At 39.7% G+C, this 11,305-nt stretch carries 12 protein-coding genes; 4 read left to right on the forward strand and 8 right to left on the reverse strand.

All coding sequences use genetic code 11. The annotated features are described in order from the left end of the window. Nucleotides 1–79 precede the first annotated feature (79 nt). The 8 genes from G622_RS0119170 to rplM form a co-directional block, all read right to left on the reverse strand. On the reverse strand, nucleotides 80–1,792 hold the full coding sequence (locus G622_RS0119170) for a S41 family peptidase (protein ID WP_026512001.1): 1,713 nt from the start codon (nucleotides 1,790–1,792) through the stop codon (nucleotides 80–82). Nucleotides 1,793–2,438: 646 nt separating this feature from the next. Continuing rightward, nucleotides 2,439–2,741 (reverse strand): pyridoxamine 5'-phosphate oxidase family protein, encoded by a 303-nt coding sequence (locus G622_RS26790; RefSeq protein WP_304412765.1) that lies wholly within the window; start codon nucleotides 2,739–2,741, stop codon nucleotides 2,439–2,441. 8 nt (nucleotides 2,742–2,749) lie between these two features. After that, complete coding sequence (locus G622_RS0119180) at nucleotides 2,750–3,070, reverse strand: DMT family transporter (protein WP_026512002.1); 321 nt, start codon at nucleotides 3,068–3,070, stop codon at nucleotides 2,750–2,752. Nucleotides 3,071–3,236: 166 nt separating this feature from the next. Next, nucleotides 3,237–3,425: a hypothetical protein gene (locus G622_RS0119185; protein WP_044914697.1), complete on the reverse strand. Its 189-nt coding sequence runs from the start codon at nucleotides 3,423–3,425 to the stop codon at nucleotides 3,237–3,239. Between the two features lie 73 nt (nucleotides 3,426–3,498). Next, complete coding sequence (locus G622_RS0119190) at nucleotides 3,499–4,095, reverse strand: L-2-amino-thiazoline-4-carboxylic acid hydrolase (RefSeq protein ID WP_081675411.1); 597 nt, start codon at nucleotides 4,093–4,095, stop codon at nucleotides 3,499–3,501. A 393-nt stretch (nucleotides 4,096–4,488) separates the two neighbouring features. Continuing rightward, the gene (locus G622_RS0119195; protein WP_026512005.1) at nucleotides 4,489–6,264 is read right to left on the reverse strand and encodes a methyl-accepting chemotaxis protein; all 1,776 of its coding nucleotides are present in this window, start codon (nucleotides 6,262–6,264) and stop codon (nucleotides 4,489–4,491) included. 178 nt (nucleotides 6,265–6,442) lie between these two features. After that, on the reverse strand, nucleotides 6,443–6,841 hold the full coding sequence (gene rpsI, locus G622_RS0119200; RefSeq protein ID WP_026512006.1) for a 30S ribosomal protein S9: 399 nt from the start codon (nucleotides 6,839–6,841) through the stop codon (nucleotides 6,443–6,445). A gap of 20 nt (nucleotides 6,842–6,861) precedes the next feature. Further along, on the reverse strand, nucleotides 6,862–7,290 hold the full coding sequence (rplM, locus tag G622_RS0119205; protein ID WP_026512007.1) for a 50S ribosomal protein L13: 429 nt from the start codon (nucleotides 7,288–7,290) through the stop codon (nucleotides 6,862–6,864). 355 nt (nucleotides 7,291–7,645) lie between these two features. On the opposite strand from rplM, the gene G622_RS23825 reads away from it, so the two are divergent. The 4 genes from G622_RS23825 to G622_RS0119225 all read left to right on the forward strand — a co-directional run. After that, nucleotides 7,646–8,731, forward strand: a complete 1,086-nt coding sequence (locus G622_RS23825; RefSeq protein WP_049945801.1) for a helix-turn-helix domain-containing protein — start codon at nucleotides 7,646–7,648, stop codon at nucleotides 8,729–8,731. A gap of 105 nt (nucleotides 8,732–8,836) precedes the next feature. Continuing rightward, nucleotides 8,837–10,087, forward strand: a complete 1,251-nt coding sequence (locus G622_RS0119215; protein WP_026510725.1) for a site-specific integrase — start codon at nucleotides 8,837–8,839, stop codon at nucleotides 10,085–10,087. Then, complete coding sequence (locus G622_RS0119220) at nucleotides 10,084–11,061, forward strand: tyrosine-type recombinase/integrase (protein ID WP_026510724.1); 978 nt, start codon at nucleotides 10,084–10,086, stop codon at nucleotides 11,059–11,061. Before G622_RS0119215 ends, G622_RS0119220 begins: the two co-directional genes overlap by 4 nt. After that, a partial coding sequence (locus tag G622_RS0119225) for a site-specific integrase (RefSeq protein ID WP_026512008.1) occupies nucleotides 11,048–11,305 on the forward strand: 258 nt, incomplete at its 3' end. The genes G622_RS0119220 and G622_RS0119225, both read left to right, overlap by 14 nt.

Here is an 11,305-nt window from a genome sequence, read left to right on the forward strand (position 1 = left end):
AATAATTGAAATAATAATTGTTTTTGCGTCCATGAATAATTCTCCTCCTTAATTTGCATTAAATAGGTGTCCTTATCGTTCAGTACAGATTATTTATATACTCAGTCAAGGCCTCTCTATCATAGAAGTGCTCAGGCTGATGTATCACATAGTCCGGTTCTACACCCTGGTCAATGTCATACACAGAACCGTTTTTCATGTAGCTCAGACGGCGATTGCCGGACATCTGAAGCAGAGTTCCATCTGCTGTTGAAAATGGGATTACTGTGCATGCGCCGCCTCCGCTTTGTTGTCCTAAAATAGTAACATGACCCGACGATTTTAATACACTTGGCACCAGATTACCGCAGGAAAAACTGATAGATGAGGTAATACAGTACAGATTGTAGTTTAGGAGCGAGTCCTTTTCGTCGTATACACCATCAAGATTGGCATCTGCACGAAAACATTCATTGGCATAAGCACCTGTCAGTGTATCCTGGATACATACTGAACCTTCTCCCAGAAACAGACTTATCATAAAACTTGCAGTGACGGTGTCTCCTCCGGAATTCATACTTAAATCAATAACTACATTCTCGACAGGGCTTCCCTTTCGCGTAATCTGTGAATATGAATACAAAAGAAGGCCAACAGTATCCTGTGTATCAGCGGTAGGTGCGTCCTTATAATAATCAGCATCCTTATCTTTTGCTTGGAAACTATCAAAGGTGATGTATGCTGTGTTTCCGACTTCCTCGTATCCGGGAATCCCGTCGGGATAATACTTTTCTCTGGCGGTATAATACTTCATCGCCGAATCACTCATGTTTTGAATTGACTTGCCGGTCATCCCGTCGATTTGCGCATCCATGCCAATCCGCCACGAATTAAGCATATACCCGCTATGTAAGTCATCAATGTAAAGATCCATCAAAACTCTCATCGCCCTTGCAGACATCTCAGGATCAGTACTCCTTAATGCGTCACGAAGAGCTGTTTCAGTAAAGAATTCATCAAAATCCTCAATTCCATGGCTTTCTTTCAAACCATAAAAATGATCCATCATCATACATAATTCGTTATATGTATAGTCTGCGAGTCCCTCGCTTTTGCTCTCCTTGGGCTGTGCTGCATAATACTTTCTCAAAAGCTCCCTGCCGGGTTCTGAACCATACTCATAGACAAATACTCCTTCGTTATTGTAAAGAAGGCATACATAACTCGGAAGAGACAGCATGATATCACTTAATGTCTGCATGGGAATATAGCATTTACCATTCTCTTCAATCAGGTCTATACCATATTTTTTAAGATCAAAAACCACCTCCGAACCAAAGCGGCTATAGGAGTTTTCCTCTGAGAGAATAAGGCCCTTAAAGGCACTATCCGGCTGCAGTACATCTATAATCGTGCTTGTCCAGGACGGAACGAAAAAAGCATCAAAATCATAAAAACTAATTGTGTCTTTATCGCAGTCTATCTGCATAGGATACTGGTTTTCACGGGTAATTGTTACCACTGAGCCCTGGGCCGAAGTGGTCAGTGCATAGTTTTTATCTTCGATAATCTCGTCATTGACTCTCTCTATGAGGGAGACGGCAGTATCAATGTCAAAGTAGGGAACCTCTTTGCTTTCATCAGCAAAACAGAGTTTGATACTTTCCTCATTATCAACAGAGTGAAAATATAACGGAATCTCCATTTCACTAAGAGCGTTTCCGGATGGTGCCCCACAGGCAATCAAAAGAGTACTCCCCAATATGGTCAATGCTGAAACTATCCAGAGCTGATTGCATAAACGCTTTTTCATGAATCGCCTCCTCTTTTCTTATCTTAGCTCCGTCGAGGCTATATATACCTCTTTAAATTTTACAACTTTCCGTCTTGCGATAGTCTTAAAAATCCATAAATAATGCATAGATACAAAAAAGACCCGGTACAAATGTACCGAGTCTTCTGAAATCTGCCATAGCAGATATTCTCATCTCTTTGAGAACTTTTTCACTGCCTTAAATGCCTTGTTTTAGGCATTCCTAAGGCGAGTTGCTGTTTACCTGCTGCGTACGGTAGAAAACTCAGGGCTACTGTATGCGGCTGGTGGCAACTTGAATAACTGCGATCAAAATAATACTTTATAAGTTGCCTTTGCTTCTATTGCCAAAGATTGGACTTATGGAGGAAAAAGTACGATGACGTTGTACCTTCAGACAAAAGAAAAAGACGTATAAACCATATGGTCTACACGCCTTACATCAGCATTGATGATTACTCCACTCTATTATTTATGATTCATTAACCAGCTTCCCTGTCATATGCTCAGGAATGAGTTCAAGGCACTGTACTCTCGGCAGAGCATTTTTCAATTCCTTTTGTAAATACTCTTCATCATCCGTGAACTTTTTTGTGAGATTGGTACAGATTTTTATTGCAGTATCCTCATCCTCAACCAGCTTGATTCAGCCAAATACAATTACGCTGTTAATATTTAAAGCCCAATCGTCGTCTTTCCGATAGCCTTCATCCCAGGTGCAAAAGCTGACTTTATCACAAGCCTTAATTGCATCAATCTTGTGACCTTCCTTAGCCCCATGAAAATAGATTTTCCCATCCTCTTCACAATACCACTGGTTAATCGGTAAGCCATACGGATAACCATCCTCGCCAATCAGGGACAGGACTCCTCTCTTTGAATTTTTCAGCACCTCAATGCACTGTTCATCTGTAATCTGTTGCTTAAATCTTCTCATCTTTCTAAACATAGTACACCTCAATCCTTTGCTAATATTTTTAATCCTGCAATTCCAACTACAATTAAAATAACACATATAACCTGTGGAACTGACAATTTCTCATTAAAAAGAAAAATCCCAAGCAGCGTAGTACCCACGATTCCCATGCCTGTCCACATAGCATAAGCTGTTCCCAAAGGAAGCTGCCTAAGTGCGATCGACAAAAACACAGCACTGGCTATATATCCCACACCGGTAATAATTGATGGGATAAGCACAGAAAATCCGTTAGACATTTTCATTGTTACCGCCCATGTTATTTCAAGAGCTCCTGCAATAAACAGATAGATCCATTTCATTAGAAAACCTCCATATAATAAAATACGCCAATCCCCTACCTGCTAAGACCTAACGGTAAAGGAATGACGTTTATCCCACTACTCGGTAGCAATGGGCGTCTTTTTAATTCAACTGTTCTGATGTTACTTAATAATTCGGGTTATGTCAATCTACCAATATCCATACTTACTGGATTTTCAGATAATCCTCTTCTGCCACCGATTCATTATATCGGATATACTTCTTTTGCCAGACGCTTTCTCCCCATATTGTTTTCTTTACAGTATTTCCAAGATGGACAAAAATCGTCTTAAGCTCCAATTCTACAAGTTCCAAACCTTTTTTTCCATCATGACCGGTAATAATAAGATGCACATCGTGTCCTCCCAGGTCCTGCCACTTTAGAAGAAATCTGTCTATGACAGTTTTAAGCATGCCATACTGAAAGTTATTTTCTTCTGAACGTATAATCGCACATAGTCCCGCCGTTCCCTATCTGCTGTGAATATAAAAAATCCGCACGGGGCAGATCACTGTATAAAATATCATCAATCTTGCAGAATATCGCAGTCATCTCAGGCATACCATATTTTTCGAATATCTGATGGAAAATGCACTTATGCGTTATCATAGAAAACTCATCCCTACCGCACTTCGGGAACTCAACATCCCATCCATATCCAAGTGTATTCCTAAACTTCATTGGCATAGTAAGCTTGAGAAAACGCACAAACCAGCCATTGCTCGCCAGCTTTTTCATAGACTTGATCTGCGGTTCTATGAACTTATACATAGCATCGGCTGCATACTGTTCAGCCTCTTTTCTCGGCATGCCCTTACTTTCAAGCACTTGAACGATAGCAAGGGATGTAAGAAGATTACACAAAAACCCGTAGTTCTTGGAATCTGTATATTGAGAGTTCTCGAAAAGAAGGACATTCATATTATCTATCAAAAGAGCCCGGTCCTCCTCGTCCCATTCTTTATATAGGTCTCTGAACCGACTTCGAGAGATCATTTTCCTTGGTATATATTTCTTGTTCATAATCTCACCATTTTCCGATACACGTGATCATTTCTGTATCACTGCGATCACGCAGGGCATTCTTCCGTCAACAACATGGTATTCTACTTTATCGTATCTCATATGTCAGGTTTTTTTCATTTTTAGGAATTCGTCCATATTATTGCTTCAGGTAATCAATTATCCCCTGGATGATTGCCGGATTCGGATATCCTTTACCCAACTAAAACAAGGGCGTTTTCACGCCCCTGCCTACTGCTACCATAGTATTCATCTCTACGGACTGAGATTATTCCTTTTGAGATTCGGACCTTGCTTTTCCTTCCTCTGATCTACGATTGCCTGGTTCTCTCTAAGCTTTTGTAAGAGACTTGTCCTAGCCTTTTCCTCCTCACAAAAAACTATTAAATAGTATTATACGTTTATAAACTTCTTTGTACTGTCGCTAAGTTTGTTCGTAACCTGATTGTTATTATCCATGGCCTCTCCGATTTCTTGAATTTCTCCCACAATCTCCGTAGAGTTGGAAGCTGAAAGGCTGATGGCCTGTGTGGACTCTTCAACGGAATCGGTGATTGTAAGAATTGAGTCTGCCATGCTGTGCATTGTGTTATCAAGAGAGTCTGCCTTCTCAGTAAAGCCTTCAAGAATTTCATTCATTATCTCTGCTGTACTCTCGTATTTCTCTCCTGTCTCAACAAAGGCTTCATAATCGGCAATAACAGTATTGTTGATAAAATCTACAACCTCGATGGCATTATTCGAAAGCTCCTGAACAGCCTTTGTCACATTCTCACTTATAGTCTGAATATTTCCGGCTGTCTGTCTGCTGTTATCGGCAAGTGCACTGATCTCCTGCGCAACTACCGCAAAGCCCTTGCCGGCTTCACCTGCTCTGGCAGCCTCAATGCTGGCATTAAGTGCAAGAAGGTTTGTCTGGGATGCAATATCAAGGATAACCTTGGTAAGTTCGCCGATCTGATTAACCTGTTCACTTTCTTTTACTGACTCATCAAGGGTCTTACTGAGTGCCTCAACTCTGGCACCTGTATTCTCTTTCTTCTGCATTGCCTCGTTTTTGATGGTATCTGCTTCCTTCTGGATCTCGCCTGCGCGCTCTTTTCCTGAAGCAACCTCTTCATTGATGCTCTCAACCGCATCTCTTACATCATTAAGCTGTTCCTTGATCTGAGAAGCTGTAGTTGATACATTGTCCATACTTGCTGAGAGCTCCTCAAGAGCAGCGGATGTATTTGTGATATTGTCGTTAGCCAGTGCGATCTGTGAGGTCATCTTATCTGCAGAATCTGTAAGGATAAGTGTTCCGTTCTTAACATCCTTCATTACACCCTGGAGTGTTTCGATGAACTCATTTACACCGTCTCTGATAAATACAAGCTCGTTTCCTGTCTTAACATTTATTCTTGCTGTCAGGTCGCCTTTTCCATCGTTTATATCGTTTATGATTCCCTGAACAGAATCGGAAATCTTAATGATAACTTTTGTAATCAGAACGAATGATACATATAAGTTCAAGAGAAGACATACGATAAATACTGCCATTCCAATCACATTCATGACTGTTATCTTGCTTCTTGACTGTGCCATATATCCGACAACATTTTCCCGAAGAGAATCAATAGATGCATCGAGAGTAGCCATGCCTGACTTAACGCCTTCCATGTTGGTCATATAATCTCCGGTGAGTATCTGAGATGCAGCAAGCCCATCTCCGGTTGTCATCATTATATTAAACACTTCATCGACGTTCCCAATAAGAGCTTTTGCCGAAGCATCAAGCTGCGTCGTTGCGTTTGGATCACCATACATGGCAAGCTCATCGCCGATCTCTTTTATCAAAGTGGTCACTTCGGTCTCATAGGATTTAAGCTCACTTCCGATTCGCTCTTTATCGGCATCTGTGTAATATGTCCAAAGTCCCAGCGCACTCTGAATAGTTCCGTCAATCCTAGCCAGATCTTCCTTAACTGTTCCCTCTTTATGAACCAGCCCAGTCACTCCTGCAATGATGCCCTGAGCGCTGTCAGACATTGATGATATACCATCATTTACAACGTAGCTGACCACATTAAATACTACCAGCATCAGAATGTTAAAGAACAAAATCTGAACCGGAATAGATTTGAAAAAACTGACCTTATTCTTCTTGTTTTCAGTTGTCCTTGACATAGCGACACTCCTTTCAAAATAATAAATATCCACCTATATGCATTATACAGCTAAATAATGCGCTGTTTTACGTTTAATATTTTTTTAATAAAAATTAAATAAAAAATGCATAAAAACACAACACAAAAAGACCCGGTACATTGTACCGAGTCTTTTGAAATCTGCAATAGCAGATCGATTATCTCTTTGAGAACTGAGGAGCGCGACGAGCCTTTTTGAGACCGTACTTCTTTCTCTCCTTCATTCTAGGATCACGTGTAAGGTATCCAGCCTTCTTAAGAGCAGGTCTGTACTCATCAGAATCAGCCTGAAGAAGTGCTCTTGAGATACCATGACGGATAGCACCAGCCTGACCTGTAGTACCGCCACCGCGAACTGTTACGTTAACATCGAACTTATCAAGTGTATCTGTCAGTACAAGGGGCTGACGAACGATAACCTTAAGTGTCTCAAGACCAAGATACTCGTCGATGCTTCTCTTATTGATAGTGATATTGCCCTTACCGGGTGTAAGATAAACTCTGGCGATAGATTTCTTTCTTCTACCTGTGCCATAGAAACTTGCTGATTTAGCCATTTTTCAATTCTCCTTTCAGATTAGAATGTAAGTACTTCGGGTTTCTGAGCTGCATGATCGTGCTCAGGACCAGCGTATACATGAAGCTTTGTGTACATCTGTCTTCCAAGAGAACCCTTAGGAAGCATTCCCTTTACAGCATGCTCGATTACACGCTCAGGATGATTTTCCATCATCTGACGAAGTGTGAACTCCTTGTGGTGTCCAACATAGTCAGTGTGATGCCAATACATCTTCTGATCCATTTTCTTACCTGAAACTTTAATCTTATCTGCATTGATAACGATTACATAATCACCTGTATCAATGTTAGGTGTATAAATCGGCTTATTCTTTCCTCTAAGAACATTTGCTACATTAGAAGCAAGGCGACCAAGAGTCATATCTGTTGCGTCTACAACATACCATTTCTTCTCAACAGAAGAAGCATTAGGCATATATGTGTTCATTCTAATTACCTCCATAACCAGTTAACAGTTGAATATCTGGTGCGATGAACCCTTCACCTGATTCATTCGCTATATATAGATGCACGCTTCGTTACTTACCGGGATAACTTCAGCGATTATCGTCACACAGTCATATATTATATGCTCATTATTTCAATTTTGTCAACCACTAACCTGACCGAAAAATCAGAAATTAAATTAGCAAATTTTAAGTAACTTGTAAAACTAAATTCCACCCCTTTAACACACGACATGGAACTTACTAATTCCAAACTCGGGTATGGAATTTACTAATTCTTATTGATATCATCCATAGGTTCATCCACATATGCTCTCCGGCATTAAGGAGGAACTTATGGAATCCACTAATAAGAACAAGCATCTTGATTTAGACAAGCGTTATGAAATCCAGCATGGTTTGGATGACTCTCTCAGCTTTAAAGCCATTGGAGCTGCGATAGGAAAAGACTGTACCACTATTTCAAAAGAAGTCAGAGCACATATCATATATGAAAAGAAGGGCGCTCCTTATCGGCCTTTCAATGACTGCGCTAACCGAACACACTGCACTCACTATGGGGATGCCTGTGACGAGTGTACCAGAAAAAACAAAAAGAACTGCAGAAGCTGTGGATCATGCATACCTGCATGTCCGGATTATGAGAAGGAACTCTGTCCTCTTCATACAAAGCCTCCATATGTATGCAACGGATGCAGCGTGAGAAACACATGCACCCTTGAGAAGCATCTTTATAATGCACGCTATGCGCAGAAAGAGTATGAAGACTTAAGGAGCGAATCCAGATCCGGCTTCAACCTCACAGAGAAGGAACTTAAGCAGCTCAATTCAGTTGTAAGTCCCCTCCTTATGAATGGGCAGTCAATACACCACATCCTCACTAACAATCCTGACAAGATACTCCGCTGCGAAAAGACCATTTACACATATGTGGACAACGGACTCTTTGATAGCAGGAACGTTGATATGCCAAGAAAAGTCCGCTTCAGAGTAAGAAAGAACAAATCTGTTCCACTGAAAGTTGATAAGGCATGCCGAAAGGGGCGTACCTACGATGATTACTTAAAATATCGTGAGGAGCATCCGGAACTTCCTGTGGTGGAACTCGATTCAGTTGAAGGCATTAAGGGCGGAGCCGTTCTCCTGACAATACACTTTGTTCTACAGAAGTTCCAGCTTGCTTTTCTTAGACCGGCAAATGACTCACAATCGGTTATAGACATCTTCAATGATATATATGACCTTTTAGGAAAAAAGCTTTTCATGAAACTCTTCCCTATCCTTTTATGTGATAACGGAACAGAATTTTCTAATCCTGAAGCACTCGAATACAGTTCTGATGGCGAGCTGCGCTCAAGAGTATTCTACTGCAATCCATCAGCTCCAAACGAAAAAGGTTATGACAAGTTATTTTTTATGTAAAGAAATAATAACAACCCATGTAGTATAAGCAATTATTTGTAGATTTCTTTACATAATAATGCCGATACTGTTACTAAAGACATTTATGAAAGGAGAACGTTGTCTATGGTAACAGATATCAGTGAATTAATTAAACTATGTAGTGCAGAACTGATTGACAGACAGTACAAACCTGACTATGCAGAAAAGATTCAGTCGCACTGGGATGAACTAAAATGCTGGATGGAAAAGAACTCTTTAACAGTTTTTTCTGAAAGAATCGCTAATCAGTATTGTGATTACCATATAGGAACCCATCTGCTTTTAGAAGGGATGAGTTTAAAAGACAAAACGCATTTAAGAGCCATTCGTATGCTTGTTTCATATCAGAAAGATGGCGAGTTTGAATTCAGATCACCAAGAGTTGAATACACTTTTTCTGGTAGAACAGGAAATTTAATACAGGAATTCCTTATTTATGCACGAGATGAACTACATAGGACACACTCTACTATTTCTGAGTACACAAGGGTTCTTTCTAAACTAAATGCTTTTATGAAATATCGAAATATCGATTTAGAAATGATAGGCATGGATGAAATAGAAAACTATTTCAAGGAGTACTGTGAAACAGTTGGCGCAAGGCATGATTACGCCAATTCCCTTCGTCAATTCTTTAGATATATTTATAGCAGGCATTATACGATAAAGGATCTATCATCATTTATACTTCCTGACAGTTTTAATCGGCATAGCAGCATTCCTACGACGTATACTGAAGAAGAAATCAGCAGAATAATAAATGCTCCGGACAGATCTTCTGCTATAGGAAAAAGAGATTATCTTGTATTGCTACTTGCAGCTGAGTATGGCTGGAGAAGTGCTGATATAACAGGCTTTAGGCTTGATCAGATAGATTGGGATAAAAACATCATACGATTCGAACAGCAAAAAACTGATGTCCCAGTAGAGTACCCGCTCCTTTCCTCGGTAGGAAATGCTATTATAGATTATCTTCAGCATGGAAGACCAAAATCTGAACGGCCAGAGGTTATCCTTTCATCAGAACAATCAAAATATGGAAAGCCATTAAAATCCCCTACTATTCATTCAATTGTTACAAGATATATGAAAAAAGCGGCTATAACTGGATGGAAGGATAAAAAGCATGGAGCCCATTCTTTAAGACATAGCCTGGCCTCAAATCTATTAAAGAGAAATGTTTCTCTTCCGGTTATTAGCACAGTTCTTGGACATCAATCTACTGAAACTACGAAAATATATTTAAAAGTAGATATTGATCGCCTTCGTACTTGTACTTTGAGTATGCCTACACTTTCTTCCCGTTATTATAGAAAGGAGGCAACAAAGTCATGAAATATACGTATGTCTCAGGATTTGCAGATGAGATGAACTGTTATATCGCTTATAAAGAAGCATCAGGTTTCAAAAGACTCTCATATGAAAAACGTTTGGCCCAGTTTGACAGGTTTTGCGTATCACAAGGAATAACGGATGTAAGATTTACCGAAAATGATGCAATTGCCTGGGCTGTTAAAAGGGATGAGGAAGCTGTAACAACTCATTATTCTCGCATTAACTTTGCCAAAAATTTCCTGCTGTATTTGAGCAGAAAGGGTTATGATGTCTACATTCCTCATGATATCAAATCAATTCAAAGCGACTTTAAGCCTCATATATATACAGATGATGAGATTTTTAGGTACTTTCAGGCAGTGGATACTTATGAGCCTGATAAAGGGAATAAAAAGAATCTTATTCAGCTTCCTGTACTATTCCGGATTCTCTACTGTTGTGGAACAAGAATAAATGAAACTCTTGGCATAAGGAAAAAGGATGTAGATTTTGAAAACGGAATAATAGCTCTATATGAAACCAAAAACGATTGTGCTAGGTACATTGTGCTTTCAGATGAATTGCTAGATTTAATAACACAATACGCAGATAAATGCTTCTATTCCCTTGAAGATGATGAATATATTTTTACAAATGTAAATGGTGACCGACTCTGCGGAGATGTCATATATGAACTTCACAGAAAGTTTTTGGATAAGGCCCAAATACCATATTTTGGCGATGGTAACGGACCAAGGATACATGACTGGCGACACACTTTTGCAGTACGTTCGTTTAAGCAGATGGTAGACAACGGCGTTGATCTTTATGTTGCATTACCGGTACTGTCAACATACCTTGGACATAAAACAATATATGCAACTGAAAAGTATTTACGCCTTACAGTAAACATTTACCCCTACATAGAAGAAAAATGGGCTGCAAGTATAAATGATATTTTTGGAAAGGTGGCGACTATCTATGAACAGGACTGACTTTGCCATCTTCTTGAACAAGTACTTAACTGATTACATGGTAAATGATCGTGGCTGTAGCGCTAAAACAATTGATTCATATAGATATGCATTCATTAATCTTTTGCAATACTATTCAGAAGAGGAATCCATTGACGCTGATAAAGTAACGTTATCCGATTTGACATATGAAAATATCATTAGATTTCTTGAATGGTTACAAGAGCACCAGCATAATAGCATTTCATCACGAAATCAAAAACAA

It is taken from the genome of Butyrivibrio sp. LC3010, from assembly GCF_000424385.1.
Classification (GTDB): Bacteria; Bacillota; Clostridia; order Lachnospirales; family Lachnospiraceae; genus Butyrivibrio.

Excerpts from the sequence above, each read along its gene's own strand:
- G622_RS0119170 (WP_026512001.1), bottom strand. The coding sequence starts at position 1,792 with ATGAAAAAGCGTTTATGCAATCAGCTCTGGATAGTTTCAGCATTGACC.
- G622_RS26790 (WP_304412765.1), bottom strand. The coding sequence starts at position 2,741 with ATGTTTAGAAAGATGAGAAGATTTAAGCAACAGATTACAGATGAACAG.
- G622_RS0119180 (WP_026512002.1), bottom strand. The coding sequence starts at position 3,070 with ATGAAATGGATCTATCTGTTTATTGCAGGAGCTCTTGAAATAACATGG.
- G622_RS0119190 (WP_081675411.1), bottom strand. The coding sequence starts at position 4,095 with ATGAACAAGAAATATATACCAAGGAAAATGATCTCTCGAAGTCGGTTC.
- G622_RS0119195 (WP_026512005.1), bottom strand. The coding sequence starts at position 6,264 with ATGTCAAGGACAACTGAAAACAAGAAGAATAAGGTCAGTTTTTTCAAA.
- rpsI (WP_026512006.1), bottom strand. The coding sequence starts at position 6,841 with ATGGCTAAATCAGCAAGTTTCTATGGCACAGGTAGAAGAAAGAAATCT.
- rplM (WP_026512007.1), bottom strand. The coding sequence starts at position 7,290 with ATGAACACATATATGCCTAATGCTTCTTCTGTTGAGAAGAAATGGTAT.
- G622_RS23825 (WP_049945801.1), top strand. The coding sequence starts at position 7,646 with ATGGAATCCACTAATAAGAACAAGCATCTTGATTTAGACAAGCGTTAT.
- G622_RS0119215 (WP_026510725.1), top strand. The coding sequence starts at position 8,837 with ATGGTAACAGATATCAGTGAATTAATTAAACTATGTAGTGCAGAACTG.
- G622_RS0119220 (WP_026510724.1), top strand. The coding sequence starts at position 10,084 with ATGAAATATACGTATGTCTCAGGATTTGCAGATGAGATGAACTGTTAT.